Here is a 26296-nt window from a genome sequence, read left to right as displayed (position 1 = left end):
AAGGATGATTGAAGCAGATCGCCTGATTTCGGCTGTCAGCACGACCCCTGAAGATCTGGTGGATCGCGCGATCCGCCCCAAATTGCTGGAAGAGTATATTGGCCAGCCTCAGGTGCGTTCGCAAATGGAGATTTTTATCCAGGCGGCGAAGCTGCGCGGTGAAGCCCTCGATCACCTGCTGATTTTCGGTCCTCCAGGTCTCGGTAAAACCACGCTTGCCAATATTGTTGCCAATGAAATGGGCGTTAATTTGCGCACCACTTCCGGTCCGGTACTGGAAAAAGCGGGCGATCTGGCGGCAATGCTCACCAACCTTGAACCGCACGATGTGCTGTTTATCGATGAAATCCATCGCCTGTCACCGGTGGTGGAAGAGGTGCTGTATCCGGCGATGGAAGATTATCAGCTGGATATCATGATTGGCGAAGGACCAGCCGCACGTTCGATTAAGATCGATCTGCCGCCGTTTACCCTGATCGGGGCGACGACGCGCGCCGGTTCGTTAACGTCTCCGCTGCGTGACCGCTTCGGTATTGTACAGCGCCTGGAATTCTATCAGGTGGCAGACCTGCAGCACATTGTTGGACGCAGCGCCCGCTTTATGGGACTGGAAATGAGCGATGAAGGCGCATTGGAAGTGGCACGCCGCGCCCGTGGTACGCCGCGTATCGCCAACCGTTTATTACGCCGGGTACGCGACTTCTCCGAAGTGAAGCATGACGGCACAATTTCAGCAGATATTGCCGCTCAGGCACTGGATATGCTCAATGTGGATGCGGAAGGATTCGATTATATGGACCGTAAGCTGCTGCTGGCGGTTATCGATAAGTTCTTCGGTGGACCGGTAGGACTGGATAACCTGGCGGCGGCGATTGGGGAAGAGCGTGAAACCATTGAGGACGTGCTGGAGCCGTATCTGATTCAGCAAGGTTTTCTGCAGCGAACTCCGCGCGGACGTATGGCAACGGTGCGGGCGTGGAACCACTTTGGCATTACACCGCCGGAAATGCCATAAGACTCAATAATCCCTGATGGCGCTACGCCTGGCAGGCCTACGATATGATGCAGGTCTGACAGGCGTAAAACAGATTACTTCAGTTCATCAACCATGGTGACGGCGCGACCAATGTAATTGGCCGGCGTCATTGCTTTCAGGCGTGTTTTCTCGTCTTCAGGCAGCGCCAGACCGTCGATAAACTGCTTCATACCTTCGGCGTCAACGCGTTTGCCGCGGGTCAGCTCCTTCAGCTTCTCGTATGGTTTTTCAATGCCATAGCGACGCATCACGGTCTGGATCGGCTCTGCCAGCACTTCCCAGTTATGATCCAGTTCATCCAGCAGATGATCGCGGTTCACTTCCAGTTTGCTCACACCTTTCAGCGTGGACTGATAAGCGATCAGTGCATAGCCAATCCCCACGCCCAGGTTACGCAGAACGGTAGAGTCCGTCAGATCGCGCTGCCAGCGGGAGACCGGCAGTTTGCTCGCCAGATGCTGCAGAACCGCGTTAGACAGGCCCAGGTTACCCTCGGAGTTCTCGAAATCGATTGGGTTCACCTTGTGCGGCATGGTGGAGGAACCAATTTCACCCGCGATGGTTTTCTGTTTGAAATGGTTCAGCGCCACGTAACCCCAGACATCGCGGTCGAAGTCGATCAGGATAGTGTTGAAACGGGCGATGCAATCAAACAGCTCGGCAATGTAGTCGTGCGGCTCAATCTGCGTGGTGTACGGGTTCCACTGGATGCCCAGCGAGGTGACAAATTCTTCGCTGAACTGATGCCAGTCCACTTCCGGATAAGCGGCGATGTGGGCGTTATAGTTACCGACTGCACCGTTGATTTTGCCGAGAATTTCGACCTGATTGAGCTGGCGGTACTGACGCTCCATACGGTAAGCCACGTTTGCCATTTCTTTGCCCAGCGTAGACGGGGTGGCTGGCTGACCGTGGGTACGGGAGAGCAGAGGAATATCGCGATACTGTACGGACAAATCTTTAACCGCGTCGATAAGTTTGCGCCAGTACGGCAGAACCACTTCGTCACGGGCGGTTTTCAGCATCAGCGCGTGAGACAGGTTGTTGATGTCTTCTGAGGTACACGCGAAGTGGATGAACTCGGAAACAGCGTGCAGTTCCGGGATATCCGCCACTTTCTCTTTCAGGAAATACTCAACTGCCTTCACGTCATGGTTGGTCGTACGCTCAATGGTTTTGATACGCGCAGCATCTTCTTCATTGAAGTTAGCGACAATCGCATCAAGGAAACCGATTGCGTCGGCAGCAAAAGCAGGAACTTCCTTGATCGCTGCGTGCGCGGCCAGTTTTTGCAGCCAGCGTACTTCAACTTGTACACGGAATTTCAGCAAACCGTATTCGCTGAAAATCCCGCGCAGCGCGCTGACTTTATCGCCGTAGCGTCCATCGACAGGGGAAACGGCGGTCAGTGAGGATAATTCCATAGATCACAACTCCGGGGTTAAATGAGCAAGAATTTGTTTAGCCTGAGTCGTCAGGCGATTACGAGAAAACATGAGTTGCAGACGGCCTCCACCAACCTGATGCCAGAGCACGGCAGCGCGAATGCCAGCCAGCAGGGAAGCGCGTACTTTAGCCTGAACCTGTGGGCTCTGAAGGATGGCCGGGGAGCCCGTAACCTGAATACGTGGGCCGAGTGGGCTGATGACATCAACATAAATGCCTGCCATCGCACTCATCAACGTTTCTGACTGCAAATCAAAATGGTCCAGTTGGCGCTGCAAGCCGTTGATGCGGTCTCCCAGCGTGTCCATAGCGCCTTTAGCGGCTGACAGCTTACGCTCCAGCACCATCAGGCTTAACGTGTAGCGGGTGAGTTCCGCGTTCAGCCCCTGACGACTGCTGGCGTTGAGCACGCCGAGCATCGTTTCCAGACCTAAACGCAGGTTGGCCTCGCTACCGCCAAACACACCCAGCGTAGAGCTGGGATTCATGTCGATGACACTGTTCAGTGAAACGTGTAATGCATCGGCATCACAATGCCCCTGGTGCGCCAGTTCCTGCACCAGGCGTGCCGACTGACAAATGCCTGCCAGAGCGAGGGTGATGTCATAATAATTCTTTGCCACGTTCACTGCTTCCTTGTATTAGATGTGTAAGTAATTATACCGGCAGAGGCAATCGTTGTTCGATAATGCCGCCGCCGAGGCACACTTCGCCATTGTAAAAGACAGCCGACTGACCCGGCGTTACCGCCGCGACTGGCTCGTCGAAAATGACTTCAATACGTTCAGCATCCAGCGCCTTAACGGTGCACGGAATGTCGGTCTGACGATAGCGGGTTTTCACCGTGCAGCGCATTGTGCCGGTGAACGGTTCGCGATCGACCCAGTGCAGCTGTTGCGCCACCAGGCCAACGGACATCAGACGCGGGTGTTCATGACCCTGAGCAACAACCAGAATGTTGTTCTCGACATCTTTATCCACCACGTACCACGGATCTTCCGTGCCTTCTTTCGTCCCGCCAATGCCCAGACCTTTACGCTGACCCAGCGTGTGGTACATCAGCCCCTGATGCTGGCCAATCTCTTCGTCATCAACGGTGATGATTTTGCCTGGCTGAGCCGGCAGGTAACGACCGAGAAACTCGCGGAACTTACGTTCGCCGATGAAGCAGATACCGGTTGAGTCTTTTTTCTTGGCCGTAATCAGACCGAGATCTTCGGCAATTTTACGCACCTGCGGTTTTTCCAGTTCGCCTACCGGGAACAGGCTTTGCGCGATTTGTTCATGACCGAGCGTGTAGAGGAAATAGCTCTGGTCTTTATTGCCATCAAGTCCACGCAGCAGGCGGCTTTTGCCGTCGACGTCGGCGCGGCGCACGTAGTGACCGGTGGCGATATAATCGGCACCTAAATCTTCGGCGGCAAACTCGAGGAAGGCTTTAAACTTGATTTCTTTATTGCACAGAATATCGGGGTTTGGCGTACGGCCCGCTTTGTACTCTTCAAGGAACAGTTCAAAGACGTTGTCCCAGTATTCTGCAGCAAAGTTGACGGTATGCAGTTCAATGCCGAGTTTGTCACAGACAGCCTGCGCATCTGCAAGATCGGCGGCCGCTGTGCAATATTCCTCGCCATCGTCCTCTTCCCAGTTCTTCATGAACAGGCCTTCTACCTGATAACCCTGTTGTTGCAACAGCCAGGCAGAAACGGAGGAATCGACACCGCCGGACATGCCGACGATCACTTTTTTTGGGCTTTCAGACATAGGAATACTCACGACATTGAACTTCAAGGCGGCATATTCTAGCACGCAGCCCCTTACTTGACACCCTCTGTAAACGGCCAGTTAAATTCGCCGATCATCGCCAGCGGGTAGCGCTGTCCGCTCTGATAGCAACGAATACTCTCCGCAACCAACGGCGAACGCAGATTTGGCGCTGAGAGAACCTCTTCTGCGCTGACCCAGCGACAGCAATCTATATCGCTGTCATGAGGTTCAGTAGCGCACATATTGGCAAGCTCGATAGAAAACAGAAAACGTAAAAATGGCGTTTTGTCCGGCGCAATCCATTGATGCATCCGGATGAAGTGTTGCGGCTGCGCTTTGATGCCCGTCTCTTCCCACAGTTCGCGAGCGGCGGCTTGCACCAGGGTTTCATCCGCTTCCAGATGTCCTGCAGGTTGATTCCACAGGGCTTTGCCATTGATTGTTTCCTCAACGACTAAGAACTTATCTTCTGCATGCACAATGCAGGCGACCGTGACGTGCGGTTTGAACATACCTGTTCCTTATTCAGTTAGTTGCATCCCGCCATTGACCGTTGGCGAGATTTTCCAGCGTGTAATCTCCCATGGCATAGCGGATGAGGCGCAGCGTCGGGAATCCAACATGCGCTGTCATACGACGAACCTGGCGGTTACGGCCTTCATATAAAGTAACTTTCAGCCAACTGGTGGGGATATTTTTCCGTTCCCGAATAGGCGGGTTTCTCGGCCACAGCCAGGTGGGTTCCTCTACTATTTCAATACCTGCGGGCAGCGTGGGACCATCATTGAGCGTCACCCCGGTACGCAGCGCATCCAGCGCTTCTGCTGTCGGCTCGCCTTCGACCTGGACGTAATAGATTTTCCCCGTGCGCTTGCCAGGTTGCGTTAACCGCGCCTGCAGCGCGCCGTCATTGGTCAGCACCAAAAGTCCTTCGCTATCCCGGTCGAGTCGGCCCGCAGCATAGATTCCCGGCACGGGAATAAAATCTTTTAACGTGCTTCTGCCCGCCTCGTCAGTAAATTGTGGCAAAACATCGTAGGGTTTATTGAACAAAACCACGCGTTTTGGCTGGTTTTCTTTACGCTGTTTGGTGACTTGTCGTGAGCTGAATCGCTCAACCCGGTGATTTCTAAAAGAAGTTTTTTGCATGGTATTTTCAGATTATATCAATTGCCGCATTATAGCCTAAGAACGAGTGTCTTTCATGGCGACGAACATTAGGGTAGTATTGACATGCTCATTACAAAACATTAACAAAAAATTGCTCTAACGCATTCGTGCAGCAGGACGCAAACGCACATGCAGCGCGATGACAGACGAGCAGAACCAGAAGCGCTCGAAGGAGAGGTGAATGGAAAGCAAAGTAGTTGTTCCGGCGGAAGGTAAGAAGATCACCCTGCAAAACGGCAAACTCAACGTTCCTGAAAATCCGATTATCCCGTTCATTGAAGGCGACGGTATCGGCGTTGATGTAACCCCACCGATGATCAAAGTTGTCGATGCTGCTGTCGAGAAAGCCTATAAAGGCGAGCGTAAAATCTCCTGGATGGAAATCTACACCGGCGAGAAATCCACTCAGGTTTATGGCCAGGACGTCTGGCTGCCTGCTGAAACCCTTGATCTGATTCGTGAATATCGTGTTGCCATCAAAGGCCCACTGACCACCCCAGTTGGCGGCGGTATTCGCTCTCTGAACGTTGCCCTGCGTCAGGAACTTGACCTGTATGTCTGCCTGCGCCCGGTGCGTTATTACCAGGGCACGCCTAGCCCGGTTAAGCACCCTGAACTGACCGACATGGTCATCTTCCGTGAAAACTCCGAAGATATCTACGCAGGTATCGAATGGAAAGCGGACTCTGCAGATGCCGAGAAAGTGATTAAATTCCTGCGCGAAGAGATGGGCGTGAAGAAAATCCGCTTCCCGGAGCATTGCGGTATTGGTATCAAACCGTGTTCTGAAGAAGGGACTAAACGTCTGGTTCGTGCGGCGATCGAATACGCCATCGCTAACGATCGTGATTCTGTTACCCTGGTACACAAAGGTAACATCATGAAATTCACCGAAGGCGCGTTCAAAGACTGGGGTTACCAGTTAGCGCGTGAAGAATTCGGTGGTGAACTGATCGACGGCGGTCCGTGGGTGAAAATCAAGAACCCGAAAACCGGCAAAGAGATCGTGGTTAAGGATGTTATCGCCGATGCGTTCCTGCAACAGATCCTGCTGCGTCCGGCTGAATATGATGTGATTGCCTGTATGAACCTTAACGGCGACTACATCTCCGATGCGCTGGCCGCACAGGTTGGTGGTATTGGTATCGCGCCGGGCGCGAACATCGGTGACGAATGTGCGCTGTTCGAAGCAACCCACGGTACTGCACCGAAGTATGCAGGTCAGGATAAAGTGAACCCAGGTTCCATTATTCTGTCCGCTGAAATGATGCTGCGCCACATGGGTTGGGTCGAAGCGGCTGACCTGATCGTTAAAGGTATGGAAGGCGCGATCAACGCGAAAACCGTAACCTATGACTTCGAACGTCTGATGGACGGCGCTAAGCTGCTGAAATGTTCAGAGTTTGGTGACGCGATCATCGAAAACATGTAATCCAGATACTGGGTTGTGTGAAAACGGGAACCGAGAGGTTCCCGTTTTTTTATGCCTGAACTCGCGGTTGCGTAATACGTAAACCACTAACAATTGCTGCCAGCGAGGCCAGAATGCCTGCGGCTATCAGCGAGACGTGCGTTCCACTGTCGCCAAACTGGTTTAGCATCAGCGCGACCAGCGCGGCCCCGGTACTCTGACCCAGCAAGCGCGCCGTCCCCAGCATACCGCTCGCCCCACCGCTGCGTTCACGCGGCGCGGAGGTGATGATGGTGTGATTATTTGGGGACTGGAACAAGCCAAAGCCTGCGCCGCACAGAATCATCGGCCAGATGATATTAAAATCGGAGGGGGAAACGGGCAGCAGCACCAGCGAAAACAACCCGCTGGCCATCAACGCCATGCCCAGTGCGCCCAACAGCCCGGCGTGAACGCGTTCAATCAGATATCCCGCCAGCGGCGCCATCACCATGGTTGCCAGCGGCCATGGCGTCAACAGCAGGCCTGTTTCGACCTCGCTGCGTCCGAGCACCGTTTGCATAAAGAAGGGCAGGGAAACCAATGCCAGCATTTGTGCGCAGAATGAACATATCGAGGTACAAATCGAGAGTGAAAACAGTGGAATGCGTAACAGGTCAACCGGCAGTAACGGCACCTCCAGCGCGAGCTGGCGTCGGATAAAGAAAAAACCCACCACCATAAGCGCCACAAGCTCGGCACCAATCAGTTTTAGCGACTGTCCTTGTGCAAAGCCGCTGAGCGCCGTAATTAACAAGCCAAACGTTAAGGCATTCATTACCGCACTGGGCAGGTCAAAGCGTGGTTTAGTGCCGCGAGACGCATTGGCTGGCAAAAAACGCATCGCCAGCAACAGGGCAACTATTCCCAGCGGGACGTTAATCAGAAACAGCCATTTCCAGGAGGCAATAGAAAGAATTGCTGCGGCAATGGTCGGACCCGCAGCCGAGGAGACTGCGACGATAAAAGAGTTAATCCCCATCCCCCGCCCAAGCTGACGCTGGGGATAAATAAGTCGGATCAATGCCGTATTCACGCTCATTAGCGCCGCACCGCCAAAACCCTGGGCGACGCGAGCCAGCGTCAGCATGTGCAACGAATCTGACAAGGCACAAAATAGCGATGCAAGCAGGAACACGACCAGGCCACACTTATAAATGCGCCGGTAACCGAACATATCGCCTAAAAAAGAGAGGGACAGGAGCGAAACGACGATCGCGATTTGATAGGCGTTCACAATCCAGATTGAGCTGGCAGGTGAGGCCTGAAGATCGGCGGCGATAGTTGGCAGGGCCACGTTCGCTATTGCACCGTCGAGTACTGCCATAGAAATGCCAATAACAATGGTTAAAATTGCGCCATATCGCTGGGGCAATGGCAGACCATCGGCCTGAATTTTTTCCATAGAAAGTCGATATTTGTGGAATTTATGATGAGAGTAATAATTTTAGCATTGATATTCAGGTGTTAGGTCGCAGATTTGTAACTAAGTGAGCAAAGAGCGATTGCGAGGGTTGGTACGTGAAATTATAATAAAAACCGGTTCTGATTTTTATAAAACACTCGAAAGGGGTGATAAATGGCAATCGCAGATCTGGATAAGCAACCCGATTCTGTATCTTCCGTGCTGAAAGTTTTTGGCATTCTGCAGGCGCTGGGTGAAGAGCGCGAAATTGGTATTACCGAGTTGTCGCAACGCGTCATGATGTCGAAAAGCACCGTTTATCGCTTTTTGCAGACCATGAAAACGCTGGGTTATGTGGCACAGGAAGGGGAGTCTGAGAAATACTCACTGACCCTGAAATTATTCGAGCTGGGCGCGCGCGCGTTGCAAAACGTCGATCTTATCCGTAGCGCTGACATTCAGATGCGCGAACTTTCGCGCCTGACTAAAGAGACTGTACACCTCGGTGCGTTGGATGAAGACAGCATTGTCTACATTCACAAAATCGACTCTATGTACAATCTGCGCATGTATTCCCGCGTTGGTCGTCGTAATCCGCTGTACAGTACGGCTATCGGTAAAGTTCTGCTGGCATGGCGTGACCGCGATGAAGTGAAGCAGATTCTGGATGGCATTGAGTACAAACGCAGCACCGATCGTACCATTACGGATACTGATGAATTACTGCTACTGCTGGATAAAGTACGTGAGCAGGGTTACGGCGAAGATAACGAAGAACAGGAAGAAGGCCTGCGCTGCATCGGCGTACCGGTGTTTGACCGTTTCGGCGTGGTTATTGCGGGGTTGAGTATTTCATTCCCAACGCTGCGTTTCTCAGAAGAGCGTTTACACGAGTATGTGGCAATGCTGCATACGGCAGCGCGCAAGATTTCAGAACAAATGGGCTATAACGACTATCCGTTCTAATCTGACGTAATCGCGAATGTTAAAAACCCCAGGTATTTTGTACCTGGGGTTTTTATGAACAGTCATAACGTTACCTGGCGTAAATAACGTATCGAATGTAATGTTGCATTATTAGCCGTTATCGATAATGACCGTGCTTTTCCTTAACAGGGGACAATCCGACAGGCCAATGATACCGCTACTGGTGTGGACGTACTGTGCCGTGCTGGTTCCACGGGCAGTCAGATATTGGCATTGCAGACCCAGACCGGCAGCATTCTCCTTACTTCCAATCAAAATTCCATAGCCGCTCAATAATAAACCGATCCAAACCAGAGCTAACAACACAATAGCGCGGATAATCAGACGCATTACAACCTCTTATCTTTTCTCATTGTTATTAGATTAGCCTGTACACGGTATGAAACAAGTCAATCATTCCTAAAAAGATTGAATGCCTATACAGTTAACGCTGGGTTTAGGTAACGCATGATAATTTATAGACATAAGATGTGGAGTTGAAGAGTGGAGCTGGAGTGAAAAAAATTCGCTGGGTAGTGCTGATTGTTGTTGTACTGGTATGCATACTGATGTGGGCGCAGGTGTTCAACATCATGTGCGATCAGGACGTACAATTTTTCAGCGGTATTTGTGCCTTCAATAAATTTATTCCCTGGTAAGCGCATTTTCGCAACAGTTGATTACCTTCTTGTGCGGCAGTGGTAAACTACACTGTCTACATTGAGGTGGTAAAATGAACGAAGTTTTGAATTCTGGCGCGTTGAGTTTTGCGTCTTTAGCGGTATCGGTGGTGGTTCTGATTGTCGGGCTTGTTCTTTGGTTTTTTATCAATCGGGCAAGTTCGCGTACTAACGAGCAGATTGAGCTGCTTGAGGCATTGTTAGATCAGCAAAAAAGACAGAACGCTTTGTTACGTCGCCTTTGCGAAGCTAACGAACCCGAGAAAGCAGCAGAGCCTACTGCACCGCCCATTGAGGATGAAGACGATGACATCATCCGCCTGGTAGCTGAGCGGTAAAAAAGGTATGGCAGGATGAGGAAAGGCTGTTGTTGTTCTCAGTTGCTTCATCCTGTCGTCAGCGCGTCAGATTATTTTCTTCTGTCCCCGTCGTGTAATTGGCGGCCGGGCAGTCATCTATTCTCAGTATTTTCAGATGCTCCGCCTAATTAATATCTTATCCCCAGTCTGATATAAATATAATCTTCCATACGTAAAAAATATGATTATGTCATTTTTGTGATAACGATCGTTTTATTAACAGCGAAACGTTTCTCTTACTTTTTTTGTACCTTGTCATCATTCTTTCATTATTTTGGTGCAAAACCAGAAGGCGGATCTCATTTTTACGCTTGTGACATTTTATGCATTACTAAGCATAAAAAATGATATCTGGCAGAACCCGTAACAGATAACCTGGAACAACTGAAGCTATTGAGCTATGGTAGAAATATCCCGGCTATGGCGCAAGTCAGGCGGGGATAGGGGAGAGAGGCGAGAATATAATTCTACTCGACCTGGCGCATAACTGTGCAGTTGCTGTTTGATGGACGACGGGATTTGTGCGACCGATCGAGACACGTTTAAAAATGGCTTGCCATTATTAACGTTGTATGTGATAACACGTTTTGGGTTAAACGAGGTACAGTTCTGTTTATGTGTGGCATTTTCAGTAAAGAAGTCCTGAGTAAACACGTTGACGTTGAATACCGCTTCTCTGCCGAACCTTATATTAGTGCCTCAAGCAGTAATGTCTCAGTTTTATCTATGTTATGCCCGCGGGCGAAGAAAATACTCTAAGGAATTTTGCAAATGGCAAAGATTAAAGGTCAAGTTAAGTGGTTCAACGAGTCTAAAGGTTTTGGTTTCATTACTCCGGCTGATGGCAGTAAAGACGTGTTCGTACACTTCTCCGCTATCCAGGGTAACGGCTTCAAAACTCTGGCTGAAGGCCAGAACGTTGAGTTCGAAATTCAGGACGGCCAGAAAGGTCCGGCTGCTGTTAACGTAACAGCTATCTGATCGACACCACTGATTTGAAGCGCTTTTGCGCATCCATCTCAGATATAAAGCCTCGCTTATGCGGGGCTTTTTAATTCAAATTACGTCAAAATATTACTGAATGCCCATCCATTAGCGCTTTGTTGCAAAGGCGTGATGTTCGTAGCATAGTTTTCCCCGCTTTCTTGCGACATTTCCCGTTAAATCAGACACCTGAAAAACTATCTTGTTGGAGATCGGGTGAAAAAGAAAAACGACGGCGATGCGCGCAATTTTACTCCCGTACGTTTTGCCCTGCTTTGCGTGGCAATATTATTGAGCCTTGGATTGCTGCTGGGGCGGGTTGCGTGGTTGCAAATTGTCACGCCGACGAATCTGGTAAAACAGGAAGACATGCGTTCCTTACGCGAGGTGTCCATCGCTTCGCCACGCGGAATGATAACCGACAGAGAAGGGCGACCGCTGGCGGTAAGCGTTCCGGTTAACGCCGTCTGGGCCGATCCGAAGACGATTATCAGCAAGGGTGGCGTTGGCTATAACGAACGTTGGCAGGCGTTAGCGAAGACGCTGCATATTTCTCTCAGCACGCTGGCTGAACGCGTTAACAGCAATCCAGCCGGGCGGTTTATCTATCTGGCGCGCCAGATCTCTCCTCAGCAGGCAGAATGGGTCGACAAACTGGATCTGCCGGGAATCAACCTGCGTGAAGAGTCCCGCCGCTTTTATCCCGCCGGACATGTTGCGGCCAATCTGATTGGTTTCACCAACATTGACGGTCAGGGGATTGAAGGGCTGGAGAAAAGCTTCAATAGCCAGTTGATGGGCAAACCCGGCTCCCGCCTGGTACGGAAAGACAAATTTGGCCATGTCATCGAAAATATCACGGAAGTGATGCCGGTGCCGGCGCATGAATTACAGCTCAGCATTGATGAGCGCTTGCAGACGGTTACTGAAGACGCGCTGGACAATGCCGTGACATGGAATAAAGCGGAATCAGGGGCCGCAGTGCTGGTCAACATTGCCACCGGCGAAATACTCTCCATGGCAAGCTTTCCCGATTTCAATCCCAATAACCGTGATGGCGCGGTACTGGATGATTTTCGTAATCGTGCAATTAGCGATACCTTTGAACCCGGTTCAACCGTAAAACCACTGGTGATTATGACCGCTCTGCAGCAGGGGATAGTACAGCCTGACAGCGTGATTGATACTCATCCTTTTATTGTTGATGGGCATCGCATCCGCGACGTCGGATTTTACCCGGAGCTATCGCTGACCGGGATTTTGCAGAAATCGAGCGATACCGGCGTGTCACACCTTTCGCTGGCGATGCCGGTACAGAAATTACTGAATACCTATAAAAGCTTTGGTTTTGGCGATCCAACCGGACTGGGTTTAACCGGGGAAAGTCGCGGATTAATGCCTCAACGCCGCTACTGGAGCGATCTGGACCGGGCAACCTTCGCATTTGGTTATGGATTAATGGTGACGCCGCTCCAGCTGGCGCATGTATATGCCACCATCGGCAGTTTTGGTATCTATCGACCCCTTTCTATTACGCGTATCGATCCGCCGGTAATAGGTACGCGAGTGATGCCGGAGGCGTTGGTTCACCAGGTTGAACATATGATGGAAAGCGTCGCGCTACCCGGCGGCGGGGGAACCAAGGCCGCGGTCAGAGATTATCGCGTCGCGGTTAAGACTGGAACGGCAAAGAAAATTGGCGATGACGGCAAATATGTCGATAAATATGTGGCCTATACGGCGGGCGTTGCGCCAGCAAGCGACCCAAAGTTCGCGCTGGTTGTGGTTATAAATAACCCGCAAAACGGTGCTTATTATGGGGGGGCAGTCTCCGCGCCGGTATTCAGCCAGATAATGGGCGATGTCCTGCGTCTGGAAAACGTAAAGCCGGACGGTATGCCTCCCGGCTCCGATCATCTGCTGGTAATGCACGGCAGCAACGTATCCTCGCCGTCGCTGTAAGTTATTTTCCCAGGGCGCAATTCGCGTTACACTTGCGCCCTTAAGTCACCTGCCGGAGTTGTCATGTCGTTTTCCTGTCCTCTTTGCCACCAGCCTCTTACTCAAGCGAATAACAGTTTTGTCTGCCCTGGGCGGCACCAGTTTGACGTGGCGAAAGAAGGGTATGTCAACTTACTGCCGGTTCAGCACAAACGCTCGCGCGATCCGGGTGATAGCGCGGAGATGATGCAGGCGCGCCGGGCATTTCTCGATGCCGGACACTATCAGCCGCTGCGCGATGCAATTGTGGATGCGCTCACCCAGAGGTTGAGTTCAGAAGATGCGGCGATCCTGGATATTGGCTGTGGGGAAGGGTATTACACCCATGCGTTTGCCGATGCGCTGACGGGCTGTACAACCTTTGGTCTTGACGTTTCTAAAGTGGCGATTAAGGCCGCAGCCCGACGTTATCCGCAGGTGACCTTTTGCGTTGCCTCCAGCCATCGCCTGCCGTTTGCCGACGAGTCAATGGATGCCATCATCCGGATCTATGCTCCCTGTAAAGCGCCGGAGCTGGCTCGCGTGGTCAAACCGGGTGGCTGGGTTATTACCGCCACGCCGGGTCCGCGTCATTTAATGGAGCTGAAAGGGCTGATTTATGATGAGGTGCGTTTGCATGCGCCACACACTGAGCAACTGGACGGTTTTGTTCTGCAAGAGAGTCTTGCGCTGGGGTATCAGATGCAGCTCAAAGGTAGCGAGGCCGTTGCGTTACTGCAAATGACGCCGTTCGCCTGGCGGGCAAAGTCGGAAGTGTGGGAAACGTTAGCCGGAAAAACGACGTTTGGCTGCCAGACAGACTTTAGTATTCATATCTGGCAGCGCCTGAATTAACCGTGGAAGTGTGCCCAGAGGATCTGGGCGCCAATACCTATCAGTACCACCCCGCCCAAAATTTCAGCTCGCTTGCCCAGCATCGGGCCAATGAAACGACCGATCATCATGCCGAGCGTAGACATAATCAACGTGGCGCAGCCGATGGCCAGCGCTGTGGCAATAATGTTGACCTGCAGGAAAGCCAGACCCACCCCGACGGCCATTGCGTCGAGACTGGTTGCAATGGCGGTGGTGACCAGCAGCCAGAAGCCATGGCGGCGCTGTGGCTCTTCATCTTCATCCCCGTCGTCGCGAAAGCCTTCTATTATCATTCGTCCGCCTAAAAAGATCAGCAGAATGAAGGCGATCCAATGGTTCCACTCCAGTACAAATTTGCTGGCGAGCATACCCATGCCCCAGCCAATGAGCGGCGTAAGCGTTTCAACGGCGCCGAAAATAAGGCCGGTGCGCAGTGCTTCAGAAAATTTGGGTTTATGCAGGGTGGCGCCTTTGCCAATTGATGCAGCGAAAGCATCCATCGACATGCCGAAAGCAAGAAGAACAGTAGCGGTGAGATTCATAACAGCGTCCTGACCGGGGTATCCATAACACACATCACTGCCCCCAGTAACCATGCATACAGGCTGGAATCACTGTAAATACAGCGCCATTCAGGTATGCATTGCAGTTGATGTGCCTATGGTCTCGCCTGACTGAACCTGTAAGATCAGTCCGTACGCGCCACGTTTTTCAACGAGTATGTTGACACGTACATTTCCGGAGTCTGGAAATCGGCTACTCCCCAACGACGAGCGCAACCTTAACATATTTTGAGAATATAAAACAAGAAACGCAGAAATAATACTTGGCCTCTAATTGAAAACGATTTTCATTTAGATTTATTTATAAATAAAACGTTAAAATAAATAACATTATGAGCAGTGGGATATAGCCTTAGCTATGTTTATTCTTGAATGGATATATAAAAAACATAGTTCAGGCTATATTTGTAACTTACTGATTTGAAATTAAAAGTTTATATATGTTTTCGAGATCGTCTATATTACGTACGCGAATCAGTAATCTTCGATGTTCTAATTGCATCACCAGGACACCGTCTTCAGATAAATTCATCTCTTTAATCCGGTTATATTCAATCCAGACATTGGCGAAAAAAAAGCCTTTCTGTTTGAAGATGATTTTTGGCGTACGGATCCAGAACAGATACAGTCCCATCAATACCAGTGCACATAATAACCATGTAGTAAATTGCGCGCCGTGGCTGGTGATGTTGTTGTAGATAAGAATAGCAATCAAGCCAAGGAAGATAACGCTGTCGACTCTGCTACGAGGAAGCAGGGCGACAGACAGCAGAGTAGGGCCATTACGGCGGGGCATGATGAACTGATCGTAAATGGCATACGCCAGCAGCGAAAAGATAAAAAGAACCAGCACCAGGTCCGTGATAGTCATGAATCCTCAACCCTCTAAATAGAAAAACCGGGGGCAAGCCCCCGGCGGTGTACAACAGTCTTACAGGCCGAGCAGTCCGACAGCGTAGCCCGCGATACCGATGACGAAGAAGCCAACGATGATCCACAGCGGGTTCACTTTTTTACGCAGCAGCCACATACAGGCGAAAGTCAACAGCAGAGGAACCAGACCCGGCATCAGCTGGTCAAGGATAGTCTGCACGGTGGTGACGCGAGTCTGACCATCCTGACCGGTGATGGTGGAAACCACCAGCGGGATGTTTACGTGCGTCCACTTGTTAACCAATGCCCCCATGACAAACAGGCCGAGGATTGACGCCCCCTCAGTCAGTTTCTGCAGGAAGCCGCCGCCCATATCTTTAACGATATCGATACCTTTACGGTAGCCGTATGCCACACCGTAGTAACGGGTTGCCAGACGAACCAGGTTAAACAGGATGAAGAACAGCAGTGGTCCAAGCAGACTGCCGCTCATCGCGATACCTGCGCCAAGTGCGGCGAATACCGGACGTACGGTACCCCAGAAGATCGGGTCGCCCACGCCTGCAAGCGGTCCCATCAGACCAACTTTGATACCGTTGATGGCACCATCGTCAATCTCTGCGCCGTTTGCACGCTGCTCTTCCATCGCCAGCGTAACGCCCAATACGGGGGCCGCTACGTACGGATGGGTATTAAAGAATTCCAGGTGACGCTTAATAGCCTGCTTACGAGCGTCGTTGTTTTCCGGGTACAAGCGGCGGATAGCCGGCACCATGGAGAAACAGAAACCCAGCGCCTGCATACGTTCGAAGTTCCAGGAACCCTGAAACAGGTTAGAACGAAGGAACACGCCACGAATGTCACTCGGAGTGAGTTTTTTCTCGGTGGTAGTTTTAGTCATATCAACCATTTCGCTCACCTGCTAGTCCAGTTCGTTATCGAGATCGTTATTGCCAGCCGCAGCAGCAGGTGCGCCGGCTACGCGGTTATATTTCGGGCTCAGCTGAATGTAGAGGATAGCCATTACTGCGCCAATCACACCCAGAGCAACCAGGTTGAAGTTAGTAAATGCCGCGGTGACGAAGCCGAGGTAGAAGAATGGCATCAGGTAGCCTGCGCGCATCATGTTGATGACCATCGCATAACCAACCACTACGATCATACCCCCTGCGATGTTCAGACCGCCGGTCACTACTTCCGGAATGGCATTAAGCATGCTCTGAACTTCACTGGTACCAACAGAAATCGCCACGATTACCGCCGGGATAGCGATACGCATAGCCTGCAGGAACAGGGAGGATACGTGCAGCCAGGAGATCGCCGTCAGGTTACCGTTTTCTGCCGCCTTATCCGCTGCGTGCTGGAATGCTACGGTAATAGTACGAACGATGATGGTCAGTACCTGGCCTGCTGCTGCCAGTGGGATAGCCAGCGCGATACCTGCACCAATGCTTTGGTGACCCGCGATAACCAGAACGGTAGAGATAATTGAGGCCAGTGCAGCATCAGGTGCAACCGCAGCACCGATGTTCATCCAGCCCAGGGCGATCATTTCCAGGGTACCACCGATGATGATACCGGTTTTCATATCACCGAGAACGGCACCAATCAGCGTACAGGCCACCAACGGACGGTGGAACTGAAATTCATCGAGTACCGACTCCATACCCGCGATACATGCGACGATGAACACCAGCACAATCTGAAGAGTGGTAATCTCCATTGTACTTCTCCTATTGCTATACAGACTTAAGTGTGAAAACTAAGTAAATGCCAGGGCGTTATTTCACCTTGGCAATCAAATCCATCATTTTCAGTTTCTGATCGGTAGAAACCTTACGAGCCTCGAGCTCAATACCGCGTTCGTTGAGTTTCTTGAAGGCTTCGATGTCTTTTTCATCGACAGAAATTGCGTTGTTTACCTGCGTTTTACCCTGACGGAAAGCCATACCGCCAATGTTTACAGAGGTAATTTTCACACCACCTTCAACGATACGTTCTACGTCGGTCGGGTTGGTAAACAACAGCATCACACGCTCACCTGCATATTTCGGGTTGTTGTAGACGCGGATCATTTTCGCGACATCAACCACATGCGCCGTCACACCCGGAGGTGCAACCTGGGTCAGCAGCGTTTTACGCACGGTATCGGCGGCAACTTCATCACTGACGACGATAATGCGTGTTACGTTGGTTTCTTTGGTCCAGCGAGTTGCCACCTGACCATGGATTAAGCGGTCATCAATACGCGCCAGGCCGATCTGCATATAATCGTTCGGACCCATCGGTTTGGCGGGAGCTGCTGCTTTTGGTGCCGCGACTGGGGCTGGAGCGGCTTTCTCCACCGGTTTTGCTTTCAGCGCTTTCACGCCTTCGCTACCGGTTTCAACGGCCAGTGCTACTAATTCATCGAAGCTGGGGTTGTCATCACGCGCCATGAAGGTTTCAACCAGCATGGGAATGTTCACACCGGCGATGACTTCGTAATGCTCTTTATCGACGACAATGCGGCTCGCAGCGTTAAACGGGCTGCCTCCCCATGTGTCAACGAGAAACAGCACGCCTTTACTGGTATCGAGTTTTGCCAACTGAGCGTTGTACTTTTCAATCAGCGTTTCGGCATTTTCGCCTGGAACGAAATCGATCCAGCCGACGTTTTCCTGCTCGCCTAACAGCATTTCTGCTGTCTTAAGTAACTGCTCTGCAGCCCAACCATGTGTGCCTATTACAATAGCAATGGTCACTTGCTACCTCCTTTATTATCGTTAACACATCAACGTGAAGATGTATTTGAATCGTCGTCCGCAATCGAATCGATTCAGATAAGGGTTACAAAGAAAAACCTATGATTTTCGTGAATTATTTTAGATATCGAAAAAAATATTTTATGTGATGAAGATCCGTAATTTAACTTCCGATAAAAAGAAATTTCGAAGGGTAAAATATCTCCGAAACAACTTATTGCAAAGGAAGGTAAATCTTTGCTAAAAAACGGTTGTCTCTGTTATGTTTAGCATCGGTTTAATTACTCAGGAGTATAGGGCAGTAGCTCACCATATGGATCGTCACCGACGTCATTTCACTATCAGGCCGTATCAAGCCTGTCAGATTGGCACTTTTTGCCACAAATTTTCTCTGCATATCGCTTCAACGCCTGAGATCCTCAGCGCGCAGTTTGGTCATTCCTTAAGCAGGAGCTTGTCATGGAATTATTAATGGACCCGCAGATTTGGGTGGGTTTGCTCACGCTTGTCGTTCTCGAAATTGTTCTGGGTATTGATAACCTGGTCTTCATTGCGATCCTGGCTGATAAGCTGCCGCCAAAACAGCGAGATAAAGCGCGTTTAATCGGTTTGTCACTGGCACTGGTTATGCGCCTGGGCTTGTTGTCCGTGATTTCGTGGATGGTGACGCTAACTAAGCCGCTATTTACGGTAATGGACTACTCGTTCTCGGGGCGCGATCTGATCATGCTGCTGGGGGGGATTTTCCTCTTGTTCAAGGCCACGACAGAGCTGCATGAGCGGCTGGAAAACCGTGAACATGATACCGGCCAGGCAAAAGGGTATGCGAGTTTTTGGGTTGTTGTGACGCAGATTGTCATCCTCGATGCGGTGTTCTCGCTGGATGCCGTTATTACGGCGGTCGGTATGGTCAACCATCTGCCGGTGATGATGGCGGCGGTCGTGATTGCTATGGCCGTGATGCTGCTGGCTTCTAAGCCGCTGACACGATTTGTGAACCAACATCCGACGGTGGTGGTGCTGTGTCTGAGCTTCCTGTTAATGATCGGTCTGAGCCTGGTTGCCGAAGGATTTGGCTTCCATATTCCGAAAGGCTATCTGTATGCGGCGATTGGCTTCTCAATCATCATTGAGTTGTTTAACCAGATTGCCCGTCGGAACTTTATTCGCCACCAGTCGACGCTGCCGCTGCGTGCGCGCACTGCCGATGCAATCCTGCGTCTGATGGGGGGTAAAAGTCAGGCCAGCGCGCAGATGGAATCCGACAACCCGGTGCCGGTTCCCGTCCCGGAAGGCGCATTTGTGGAAGAAGAACGCTATATGATCAACGGCGTCCTTTCTCTGGCATCGCGTTCATTACGCGGCATTATGACGCCTCGTGGCGAAATTAGCTGGGTTGATGCAGACCTGAGCGTGGAGGAAATTCGCGAGCAATTGCTCTCGTCACCACACAGCCTGTTCCCGGTGTGTCGTGGCGAACTGGATGAAATCATCGGTATTGTGCGTGCTAAAGAGCTGCTGGTCGCGCTGGAAGACGGTGTGGATGTGGCAGCCATTGCCTCCGCGTCTCCGGCTATTATTGTCCCGGAAACGCTGGATCCTATCAATCTGTTAGGTGTTCTGCGACGCGCCCGCGGCAGCTTTGTTATCGTCACTAACGAGTTTGGTGTAGTCCAGGGTCTGGTCACGCCGCTGGACGTATTAGAAGCTATTGCCGGTGAATTCCCGGATGCTGATGAAACGCCTGAAATTATTGCTGATGCAGGCGGTTGGTTGGTGAAAGGTGGTACCGATCTGCATGCGTTGCAACAGGCGCTGGACGTGGATACGTTAGTGAATGAAGATGAAGACATCGCCACGGTGGCAGGTTTAGTCATTGCCGCTAACGGCCATATTCCACGCGTAGGTGATGTTATCGATGTTGCACCGTTGAGCATTACGATTGTCGAAGCCAATGACTATCGTGTGGATTTAGTTCGCATTGTTAAAGAACAACCCGCTCACGACGAAGACGAGTAAGCGGGGTTAGCGAAACGGCATAACGTGCATACTGTGTCGCCCGTTATGCCGGGCGGGCGGCGGCGTGCTGCCCGCCAGCCATTTGGGAAAATCGCGCAGCGGCATCGGCTTTGCATACAAAAAGCCTTGCAATAAATGTACGCCGTGTCGACGCAAATGCTGTGCCTGCGCCTGTGTTTCAACGCCTTCCGCCACCAGTTCTATATTCAGTTTTTTCCCCAGAGCGATAATGATGTCTGTGACGGTTGAGTTCACGGCGTCTGTCCCGATTGCTGAGGTAAATGATTTATCTATCTTCAGCACATCCGGGCGAAGCTTTTCCAGCCAGGAGAGCGAGCTGTTGCCGGTGCCGAAATCGTCAATTGCCAGCTTTACGCCAAGCCGATTTAACTCGCGCACGACCCGATAATCCACATCCAGTAACGCATCGCGCTCGGTGAGTTCGATAACCAACTGCTGAATAGGGTGCTGGCTGAACCAGTACTGGTTGAGATCTTTTAGCAGCGTACCGTTACGAAAATGGCTGGCGGCAACATTAATCCCAATATGAAACTGGCTGCTCATCGGGAATACGTGCCGTTGCTGAATGGTTTCTGCGATGACATGACGGGTAAGCGGCACAATCAGGTTGTGCTCCTCTGCGATGGGAATAAACACTTCGGGAGAGATCCAACCCTGGCGCGGGTTATTCCAGCGTAAAAGGATTTCCACTCCCATACATTGCTGGGTTTGCGCATTAAGTAGCGGCTGGCAAAACAGCTCGAATTCCCGTGCAGCAAGGGCCAGATTTATCTCCCAGGAGAAGCTCATTCTGCTGGCGGTCGCCAGCCATGCCAGGTAGCCCACTAAAAAACTTAGGATCACCGCCAGCGGCAGTTGTGTTGGCAAATGTTTTATAGCCAGTTCGCTGGCACCCGGACCGGTGACGCTGATAGTAAAGGGGAAATGTTGCGATGAGAGCTGGTAGCGTTTTTCATTATTCAGTTCAGGTAGCGTATCGACAACACCCTGTCCATATAGCAAATGGCGATTACCGACGGTTAAGCTGGCATGGGTAATTTGCGGTGGTTGGGGTTCAAGCAACATGGACGATAATAAATCAATATTCACGATTTCCAGCACGCCATCTGAGCCATCGGCAGATGCTGGATACCATTGCGTCAGAATCGGACTGCCCTTAATCAACGAGTGGTCGGTAGACAGCAGCAATTGCGGCTCCCGACTGGGTAATTCAGGCTCCAGTTGGCGAATAGGCACATTGCGATAGCCAAAAATGCTGGAACAATAAAGGATCCCGCTCTGAATCAGGCTGATGGAACGTACCGTTTGCAGTCTGGCTGCATGCTTACTCAGAGGTAAACGCGCAACTGAGCAGGGAAGCCCAATCAGCGGTAGCAGTACATCGCGTCCGGTCTGTAGGGGCAAAAGCACGTCATCCAACTCTTCAACGGCGTGGTTGGCAAAGGTAACGGTATTGCGATGATTTAAATTACGCTCCGAAATAAATCGGACAGTTAATGTGAGAATGAGCGTCAGTAGTGCACATAGTGTGCAGACGATTAAGCGATTCCGGCGATAGTTCTTGATGATCCTTTGCGCTGTTTGCATGCGGGCCGCCCGATAAGCCGTTGGTCACAGTAGCCAACAGCAACAGAGCAAGTGTAGTGGGGAAAATTACGCCAGACGAGGGAGAGGGGGCAAATTCGCCCATCCGTCGCAGATGGGCGAAAAATTAGTATTAGTCACATTGAACTTTGATTGCCAGACCACCGCGTGACGTTTCACGGTATTTGGCATTCATGTCTTTACCTGTTTCGTACATGGTCTCAATGACTTTATCCAGCGAGACGCGCGGAGCGCTGGTACGGCGCATTGCCATACGCGCAGCGTTGATCGCCTTCACTGACGCAATGGCATTACGTTCGATGCACGGAACCTGTACCTGTCCCGCCACCGGATCGCAGGTTAAGCCGAGGTTATGTTCCATGCCGATTTCAGCAGCAACACACACCTGCTCAGGGCTCGCGCCTAACAGTTCAGCCAGACCCGCGGCAGCCATGGAACAGGCTACGCCCACTTCACCCTGACAACCCACTTCTGCACCAGAGATAGACGCGTTCATTTTATACAACGCGCCAATCGCGCCGGCCGCCAGGAAATAACGAGTATAGATATCCGGGCTGACGGACTCGATGAAATGATCGTAATAGGCCAGTACCGCAGGCACGATACCGCAGGCACCGTTGGTTGGCGCAGTGACTACGCGACCACCCGCGGCGTTTTCTTCATTAACGGCCAGCGCGAACATGTTCACCCAGTCGATCACGTTCATCGGATCGTTGGACAGTTTATCGCTGGAAACCAGCATACGACGCAGGGCTGAAGCACGACGAGGAACGCGCAGCGGACCCGGCAGCACGCCTTCGGTGTTCATACCACGATCGATACAAGCCTGCATGGTTTGCCAGACGTTACCAAAGTACTCTTCAATCTCTTTTTTACTGTGCAGAGCAAGTTCGTTCTGCATCGCCATGCCAGAGAGAGACAGGCCGGTGCTGTTGCAGTATTCCAGCATTTCGGTGGCGGATTTGAACGGATAAGGCACACTGACCTCGCCCGCGGCATCCTGACCAAAATGTTCTTCATCAACGATGAATCCACCGCCGATAGAGTAGTAGGTTTTGCTGTAAATGACGGTTTCGCCACTGTACGCGTGGATCTGCATTCCGTTTTCATGCAGCGGCAGGTTGCCGTTGTGAAAACGCATTCCGTCATTCTGCGGGAAATCCACTTCGTGCTGACCCTGCGCAAGCAGCAGGCGTCCACGCGTTTCCACGTCGCGGATAAATCCGGGGATGCTGTCAATATCTACGGTAGCAGGCTCATTGCCCGCCAGACCCATAATAATGGCGATATCGGTATGGTGACCTTTACCCGTGAGCGACAGTGAACCATACACGTCGACGGCGACACGAGTAACGCTGTCCAGTAATCCTTTTTCGACCAGGTCATCGACGAACTGTTTACCCGCCTTCATAGGCCCTACGGTATGGGATGATGAGGGACCAATCCCCACCTTAAACATGTCGAATAGACTAATCACGATAATACTCCTACAGGGCGACTGGGGTTTCCAGTAACGATGTTATAACTGCGCATAGTGTAAGAGGGAACGCGGCGATCGGCTTAACTATTCACATGAATTAAACTAATAGATAACCGCGGTTTTACTAATGTTGTGACCTGAGTTTCAAGTTGTCTATGGTGTGCGTAAAGATAAGTATAGTCAGGGCTTGACGCCAATTTGCAGCGCCAGCTCACGAATTATTCCGGCGGTCATTCCCCAGACGAAATATTGCTCATACCAGGAAAGCCATACACGATGTGAATCGCCGCGACGGTAGATATCCAGCGGGTGATAACGACCTAAATGCAGGGCTTGTGCCAGCGGCATTTCAAACACGGCGGAAACTTCATCAACACTTGCGCGATACGGCAAATTTGGCGGGATAATGCCTACCACCGGCGTGACCTGGAAACCGGTCACACTGTCGACCGGCGGCAGAACGCCAATCACCTCCACGCAGGATGGTGGGATCGCCACTTCTTCCTGCGCTTCGCGAAGGGCGGCGGCAATTAACGAGGCATCGCTGCTATCCACCGCGCCGCCGGGAAAGGCGACCTGTCCGGCGTGCTTGCGCAGATGAACGGAACGCTGAGTTAACAGTAACCCCGGCTGTGCACGACGCACGACGGGGATCAGTACGGCGGCCTGACGCTGGTTTAACGCAGTATGATTAACCTGCGGGCGCAGGAGTTGAAAGCGCGATAAAAAATCATCAAGCGTCAGGCTGCTGTATTCCACGTGTCAGTTCTCCAGTTGGTGCAAAATACGATTCACTTTATCAAACGTTTCCTGATACTCCGCATCTTCCTGGCTGTCCGCCACAATGCCACCGCCAGCGGAACAATAAATGCGTCCGTTGGTGGCTGTGAGCGTGCGAATGGTGATGCTGGTATCCATATTGCCGCAAAAGCTCAGATAGCCAATGCTACCGCACCAGGCGTTGCGTCTTTGCGGTTCCAGTTCGTCAATAATTTCCATTGCCCGCACTTTTGGCGCACCGGTAATAGAGCCGCCGGGGAAGGCGGCGCGCAGCAGGTCAGTGGCGTGCAATGACTCTGGCAGACGCGCGGTAATGGTGCTGACCAAATGATGAACGGCAGGGAACGGTTCGACAACGAACAGTTCCGGAACCTGTACCGAACCGGGTTCGGCAACGCGGCCGATATCATTACGCATTAAATCGACGATCATCAGGTTTTCCGCCTGATCCTTTGGGGAGTTCGCCAGTGATTGAGCCTGTAGACGATCGGCATCGGCATCTTCAAGTCTGGGCAGCGTGCCTTTAATCGGGCGCGTCTGGATGTGCTGGTTTTCCAGCAGAATAAAACGCTCAGGTGAAAGGCTGAGAATCGCCCCTTCATCAAGACGTATAAACGCACTGAACGGGGCGCGGTTCGCATGGTTGAGACGTACAAACGCCAACCACTCATCTCCTTGATAATGCGCCTGAAAGCGCTGGGCAAGATTGACCTGATAGCAATCGCCGCTGTGCAGATAACGCTGCACCTGACGGAACTTTTCACCATACTGCGCACGTGTCATGTTGGACTGCCACGAGGATGTTAACGAAAACGGTTCGCGCACGGGTATCTGTTGATTTTCCAGCCAACGGCGTCGTGCCTGTACATCGGAGTGGCTAAGTAGCGACACCCTTTGCAACTGATGATCGACAATCAGCGCCCAATCGTAAATGCCAACCGCCATGTCCGGTAGCGTGATATCCTGTTCGGCTTCCGTTGGCAGAGATTCAAAACGACGGCCTAAGTCATAACCGAACAGACCCAATGCGCCTCCCTGGAAGGGAAAATCGGGATTATAATCGGGCTGAATAGTCAGCGATGTCAGCGCCGAACGTAAAACCGTCATCGGATCATCAACCGTTTGCATAGTGCCGTGATGGTCATGCACAACGGTCTCTTCTGCATGTGTGACCAGCGTGGTAATAGGGTCGGCGACCAGAATATCAAAGCGATTATGCGGATGGTCGGCATGGCCCGAATGCAAAAGCATTGCCCAGGGCTGGTGGCTTAATGTGGCAAAATAGTGCTCAGCGGCGTCCAGACGCCAGGGGAGTGTGATTACAGCGGGAGATAACGTCTTCATCAGTCCTGACTCGTTGCTACTTCACTGGCTATGTGCCGGGTAGCATGAAATAATTAGCGCTAATAATTTAGCAGGAGTTCACCATGATTGCAGGTTTACCTTCACTCACGCACGATCAGCAGCAACAGGCGGTTGAACGCATTCATGAACTGATATCCCAGGGGATGAGCAGTGGCGAGGCGATTACGAAAGTGGCTGCTGAATTACGCGCCAGCCATACCGGCGAGCGGATCGTGGCGCGTTTTGAAGATGAAGACGAATAACGCCGCTTATACCGCAGCGATAATCTTAATTTCAACTTTGTATTTCGGGTTCATTAACCCGGCCTGAACAGTACAACGTACCGGCGCGTGACCAGCAACAACCCATGCGTCCCAGGCTTTGTTCATGGCGGCAAAATCATTTTTGTCCGCCAGGAACAGGGTGGCATCAAGAATACGTGACTTGCTGCTGCCCTGTTTTTCCAGCACCGCATCAATTTGCGCCAGCGTATTTGCCGTTTGCTCAAAGGCGTCGGCATCCAGATTTTCCGGTACGCCGGTGTAATACAACGTGTTGTTGTGGATAACCACGTCGGACCAACGCGCTTCGGCATCAATGCGCACAATCGTCATAAATCATTCCTCATTTACGTTTTTTCATAATGGATTCGGGTTGCGCCAAGACTGCCATAATGTTGTGTCCACGTCACCTCTTCAACTGGCGAAAGAGCCGCTGGCCTGACATAATCCCTGTTCAAATGAACAGG

Annotated in this window: 28 protein-coding genes; 11 read left to right on the top strand and 17 right to left on the bottom strand. The window is 51.5% G+C overall.

Going from position 1 to position 26296, the window contains the following annotated elements:
• Positions 1–4: 4 nt before the first annotated feature.
• Positions 5–1015, top strand: a complete 1011-nt coding sequence (ruvB, locus tag WC7_RS12225) for a Holliday junction branch migration DNA helicase RuvB (protein WP_016153411.1) — start codon at positions 5–7, stop codon at positions 1013–1015.
• Positions 1016–1089: 74 nt separating this feature from the next.
• Here ruvB and purB read toward each other — a convergent pair whose 3' ends face one another.
• From purB to rluE, 5 genes are read right to left on the bottom strand one after another with little or no spacing between them, the layout of a single operon-like run.
• Positions 1090–2460, bottom strand: coding sequence for an adenylosuccinate lyase (purB, locus tag WC7_RS12230; protein WP_016153410.1), 1371 nt, complete (start codon positions 2458–2460; stop codon positions 1090–1092).
• A gap of 3 nt (positions 2461–2463) precedes the next feature.
• Positions 2464–3105: a high frequency lysogenization protein HflD gene (hflD, locus tag WC7_RS12235; RefSeq protein WP_016153409.1), complete on the bottom strand. Its 642-nt coding sequence runs from the start codon at positions 3103–3105 to the stop codon at positions 2464–2466.
• Positions 3106–3139: 34 nt separating this feature from the next.
• Positions 3140–4246 carry a tRNA 2-thiouridine(34) synthase MnmA gene (gene mnmA / locus WC7_RS12240; RefSeq protein WP_016153408.1) on the bottom strand — a complete coding sequence of 369 codons (1107 nt, stop codon included), beginning with the start codon at positions 4244–4246 and terminating at the stop codon, positions 3140–3142.
• A 53-nt stretch (positions 4247–4299) separates the two neighbouring features.
• Entirely contained in the window at positions 4300–4761 is a 462-nt protein-coding gene (locus WC7_RS12245) for an NUDIX hydrolase (protein WP_016153407.1), read from the bottom strand.
• Between the two features lie 13 nt (positions 4762–4774).
• Positions 4775–5398 (bottom strand): 23S rRNA pseudouridine(2457) synthase RluE, encoded by a 624-nt coding sequence (gene rluE / locus WC7_RS12250; RefSeq protein ID WP_016153406.1) that lies wholly within the window; start codon positions 5396–5398, stop codon positions 4775–4777.
• A 202-nt stretch (positions 5399–5600) separates the two neighbouring features.
• Between rluE and icd the strand changes: the two genes are divergently transcribed.
• Entirely contained in the window at positions 5601–6851 is a 1251-nt protein-coding gene (icd, locus tag WC7_RS12255) for an NADP-dependent isocitrate dehydrogenase (protein ID WP_003030769.1), read from the top strand.
• A 49-nt stretch (positions 6852–6900) separates the two neighbouring features.
• Here icd and WC7_RS12260 read toward each other — a convergent pair whose 3' ends face one another.
• Complete coding sequence (locus WC7_RS12260; protein ID WP_016153405.1) at positions 6901–8274, bottom strand: MFS transporter; 1374 nt, start codon at positions 8272–8274, stop codon at positions 6901–6903.
• 174 nt (positions 8275–8448) lie between these two features.
• Between WC7_RS12260 and kdgR the strand changes: the two genes are divergently transcribed.
• The gene (gene kdgR / locus WC7_RS12265) at positions 8449–9240 is read left to right on the top strand and encodes a DNA-binding transcriptional regulator KdgR (RefSeq protein ID WP_016153404.1); all 792 of its coding nucleotides are present in this window, start codon (positions 8449–8451) and stop codon (positions 9238–9240) included.
• A gap of 111 nt (positions 9241–9351) precedes the next feature.
• Here kdgR and WC7_RS12270 read toward each other — a convergent pair whose 3' ends face one another.
• Positions 9352–9591: a YobH family protein gene (locus WC7_RS12270; protein WP_016153403.1), complete on the bottom strand. Its 240-nt coding sequence runs from the start codon at positions 9589–9591 to the stop codon at positions 9352–9354.
• A 164-nt stretch (positions 9592–9755) separates the two neighbouring features.
• Here WC7_RS12270 and mgrB point away from each other — a divergent pair, with 164 nt between their 5' ends.
• The 6 genes from mgrB (at position 9756) to rlmA (ending at position 14098) form a co-directional block, all read left to right on the top strand.
• Complete coding sequence (mgrB, locus tag WC7_RS12275; RefSeq protein WP_016153402.1) at positions 9756–9899, top strand: PhoP/PhoQ regulatory lipoprotein MgrB; 144 nt, start codon at positions 9756–9758, stop codon at positions 9897–9899.
• 74 nt (positions 9900–9973) lie between these two features.
• Positions 9974–10258, top strand: a complete 285-nt coding sequence (locus WC7_RS12280) for a YebO family protein (RefSeq protein ID WP_016153401.1) — start codon at positions 9974–9976, stop codon at positions 10256–10258.
• A gap of 636 nt (positions 10259–10894) precedes the next feature.
• Positions 10895–11038: a DUF2627 domain-containing protein gene (locus tag WC7_RS25605; RefSeq protein ID WP_006684179.1), complete on the top strand. Its 144-nt coding sequence runs from the start codon at positions 10895–10897 to the stop codon at positions 11036–11038.
• A gap of 12 nt (positions 11039–11050) precedes the next feature.
• Positions 11051–11260, top strand: a complete 210-nt coding sequence (gene cspE / locus WC7_RS12285; RefSeq protein WP_001062678.1) for a transcription antiterminator/RNA stability regulator CspE — start codon at positions 11051–11053, stop codon at positions 11258–11260.
• Between the two features lie 219 nt (positions 11261–11479).
• Complete coding sequence (gene ftsI / locus WC7_RS12290) at positions 11480–13225, top strand: peptidoglycan glycosyltransferase FtsI (protein ID WP_016153400.1); 1746 nt, start codon at positions 11480–11482, stop codon at positions 13223–13225.
• A gap of 63 nt (positions 13226–13288) precedes the next feature.
• Positions 13289–14098 carry a 23S rRNA (guanine(745)-N(1))-methyltransferase gene (gene rlmA / locus WC7_RS12295; RefSeq protein ID WP_016153399.1) on the top strand — a complete coding sequence of 270 codons (810 nt, stop codon included), beginning with the start codon at positions 13289–13291 and terminating at the stop codon, positions 14096–14098.
• On the opposite strand, the gene mntP is transcribed toward rlmA, so the two are convergent.
• From mntP to manX, 5 genes are all read right to left on the bottom strand, one after another.
• On the bottom strand, positions 14095–14661 hold the full coding sequence (gene mntP, locus WC7_RS12300) for a manganese efflux pump MntP (RefSeq protein ID WP_016153398.1): 567 nt from the start codon (positions 14659–14661) through the stop codon (positions 14095–14097). The genes rlmA and mntP overlap by 4 nt on opposite strands.
• 433 nt (positions 14662–15094) lie before the next feature.
• Positions 15095–15553, bottom strand: a complete 459-nt coding sequence (locus tag WC7_RS12305) for a DUF986 family protein (protein WP_016153397.1) — start codon at positions 15551–15553, stop codon at positions 15095–15097.
• A 60-nt stretch (positions 15554–15613) separates the two neighbouring features.
• Positions 15614–16465 carry a PTS mannose transporter subunit IID gene (locus WC7_RS12310; RefSeq protein ID WP_016153396.1) on the bottom strand — a complete coding sequence of 284 codons (852 nt, stop codon included), beginning with the start codon at positions 16463–16465 and terminating at the stop codon, positions 15614–15616.
• A gap of 12 nt (positions 16466–16477) precedes the next feature.
• Positions 16478–17278, bottom strand: coding sequence for a PTS mannose transporter subunit IIC (gene manY / locus WC7_RS12315; protein ID WP_016153395.1), 801 nt, complete (start codon positions 17276–17278; stop codon positions 16478–16480).
• Positions 17279–17336: 58 nt separating this feature from the next.
• Positions 17337–18299 carry a PTS mannose transporter subunit IIAB gene (manX, locus tag WC7_RS12320; RefSeq protein WP_016153394.1) on the bottom strand — a complete coding sequence of 321 codons (963 nt, stop codon included), beginning with the start codon at positions 18297–18299 and terminating at the stop codon, positions 17337–17339.
• A gap of 459 nt (positions 18300–18758) precedes the next feature.
• Between manX and yoaE the strand changes: the two genes are divergently transcribed.
• Complete coding sequence (yoaE, locus tag WC7_RS12325) at positions 18759–20318, top strand: CNNM family cation transport protein YoaE (protein ID WP_016153393.1); 1560 nt, start codon at positions 18759–18761, stop codon at positions 20316–20318.
• Between the two features lie 6 nt (positions 20319–20324).
• Here the strand turns inward: yoaE and WC7_RS12330 are convergent, their stop codons facing one another.
• The 4 genes from WC7_RS12330 to pabB all read right to left on the bottom strand — a co-directional run bounded on the left by WC7_RS12330 (position 20325) and on the right by pabB (position 25548).
• Positions 20325–21926, bottom strand: coding sequence for an EAL domain-containing protein (locus WC7_RS12330; protein WP_016153392.1), 1602 nt, complete (start codon positions 21924–21926; stop codon positions 20325–20327).
• A 130-nt stretch (positions 21927–22056) separates the two neighbouring features.
• Positions 22057–23421, bottom strand: coding sequence for an L-serine ammonia-lyase (sdaA, locus tag WC7_RS12335; RefSeq protein ID WP_016153391.1), 1365 nt, complete (start codon positions 23419–23421; stop codon positions 22057–22059).
• Positions 23422–23604: 183 nt separating this feature from the next.
• Positions 23605–24183 carry a CoA pyrophosphatase gene (locus WC7_RS12340; protein WP_016153390.1) on the bottom strand — a complete coding sequence of 193 codons (579 nt, stop codon included), beginning with the start codon at positions 24181–24183 and terminating at the stop codon, positions 23605–23607.
• Between the two features lie 3 nt (positions 24184–24186).
• Complete coding sequence (gene pabB, locus WC7_RS12345; RefSeq protein ID WP_016153389.1) at positions 24187–25548, bottom strand: aminodeoxychorismate synthase component 1; 1362 nt, start codon at positions 25546–25548, stop codon at positions 24187–24189.
• 83 nt (positions 25549–25631) lie between these two features.
• Between pabB and WC7_RS12350 the strand changes: the two genes are divergently transcribed.
• A complete protein-coding gene (locus WC7_RS12350; protein ID WP_016153388.1) occupies positions 25632–25811 on the top strand; it encodes a YoaH family protein in 180 nt (59 codons plus the stop codon).
• 6 nt (positions 25812–25817) lie between these two features.
• Here the strand turns inward: WC7_RS12350 and WC7_RS12355 are convergent, their stop codons facing one another.
• Positions 25818–26162, bottom strand: coding sequence for a RidA family protein (locus tag WC7_RS12355; RefSeq protein WP_016153387.1), 345 nt, complete (start codon positions 26160–26162; stop codon positions 25818–25820).
• Positions 26163–26296 lie beyond the last annotated feature (134 nt).

Origin of the sequence: Citrobacter sp. KTE151 (genome assembly GCF_000398845.1) — a bacterium.
Classification (GTDB): domain Bacteria; phylum Pseudomonadota; class Gammaproteobacteria; order Enterobacterales; family Enterobacteriaceae; genus Citrobacter; species Citrobacter braakii.
Note: the sequence above shows the minus strand (reverse complement) of the source record. Positions and strands in the feature narration are given on the sequence as shown.

What these genes read in the sequence shown, in the direction of transcription:
- ruvB (WP_016153411.1), top strand. Translation starts at nt 5, where the DNA reads ATGATTGAAGCAGATCGCCTGATTTCGGCTGTCAGCACGACCCCTGAA.
- purB (WP_016153410.1), bottom strand. Translation starts at nt 2,460, where the DNA reads ATGGAATTATCCTCACTGACCGCCGTTTCCCCTGTCGATGGACGCTAC.
- mnmA (WP_016153408.1), bottom strand. Translation starts at nt 4,246, where the DNA reads ATGTCTGAAAGCCCAAAAAAAGTGATCGTCGGCATGTCCGGCGGTGTC.
- WC7_RS12245 (WP_016153407.1), bottom strand. Translation starts at nt 4,761, where the DNA reads ATGTTCAAACCGCACGTCACGGTCGCCTGCATTGTGCATGCAGAAGAT.
- rluE (WP_016153406.1), bottom strand. Translation starts at nt 5,398, where the DNA reads ATGCAAAAAACTTCTTTTAGAAATCACCGGGTTGAGCGATTCAGCTCA.
- icd (WP_003030769.1), top strand. Translation starts at nt 5,601, where the DNA reads ATGGAAAGCAAAGTAGTTGTTCCGGCGGAAGGTAAGAAGATCACCCTG.
- WC7_RS12260 (WP_016153405.1), bottom strand. Translation starts at nt 8,274, where the DNA reads ATGGAAAAAATTCAGGCCGATGGTCTGCCATTGCCCCAGCGATATGGC.
- kdgR (WP_016153404.1), top strand. Translation starts at nt 8,449, where the DNA reads ATGGCAATCGCAGATCTGGATAAGCAACCCGATTCTGTATCTTCCGTG.
- WC7_RS12270 (WP_016153403.1), bottom strand. Translation starts at nt 9,591, where the DNA reads ATGCGTCTGATTATCCGCGCTATTGTGTTGTTAGCTCTGGTTTGGATC.
- WC7_RS12280 (WP_016153401.1), top strand. Translation starts at nt 9,974, where the DNA reads ATGAACGAAGTTTTGAATTCTGGCGCGTTGAGTTTTGCGTCTTTAGCG.
- WC7_RS25605 (WP_006684179.1), top strand. Translation starts at nt 10,895, where the DNA reads ATGTGTGGCATTTTCAGTAAAGAAGTCCTGAGTAAACACGTTGACGTT.
- cspE (WP_001062678.1), top strand. Translation starts at nt 11,051, where the DNA reads ATGGCAAAGATTAAAGGTCAAGTTAAGTGGTTCAACGAGTCTAAAGGT.
- rlmA (WP_016153399.1), top strand. Translation starts at nt 13,289, where the DNA reads ATGTCGTTTTCCTGTCCTCTTTGCCACCAGCCTCTTACTCAAGCGAAT.
- mntP (WP_016153398.1), bottom strand. Translation starts at nt 14,661, where the DNA reads ATGAATCTCACCGCTACTGTTCTTCTTGCTTTCGGCATGTCGATGGAT.
- WC7_RS12305 (WP_016153397.1), bottom strand. Translation starts at nt 15,553, where the DNA reads ATGACTATCACGGACCTGGTGCTGGTTCTTTTTATCTTTTCGCTGCTG.
- WC7_RS12310 (WP_016153396.1), bottom strand. Translation starts at nt 16,465, where the DNA reads ATGGTTGATATGACTAAAACTACCACCGAGAAAAAACTCACTCCGAGT.
- manY (WP_016153395.1), bottom strand. Translation starts at nt 17,278, where the DNA reads ATGGAGATTACCACTCTTCAGATTGTGCTGGTGTTCATCGTCGCATGT.
- yoaE (WP_016153393.1), top strand. Translation starts at nt 18,759, where the DNA reads ATGGAATTATTAATGGACCCGCAGATTTGGGTGGGTTTGCTCACGCTT.
- WC7_RS12330 (WP_016153392.1), bottom strand. Translation starts at nt 21,926, where the DNA reads ATGCAAACAGCGCAAAGGATCATCAAGAACTATCGCCGGAATCGCTTA.
- pabB (WP_016153389.1), bottom strand. Translation starts at nt 25,548, where the DNA reads ATGAAGACGTTATCTCCCGCTGTAATCACACTCCCCTGGCGTCTGGAC.
- WC7_RS12350 (WP_016153388.1), top strand. Translation starts at nt 25,632, where the DNA reads ATGATTGCAGGTTTACCTTCACTCACGCACGATCAGCAGCAACAGGCG.
- WC7_RS12355 (WP_016153387.1), bottom strand. Translation starts at nt 26,162, where the DNA reads ATGACGATTGTGCGCATTGATGCCGAAGCGCGTTGGTCCGACGTGGTT.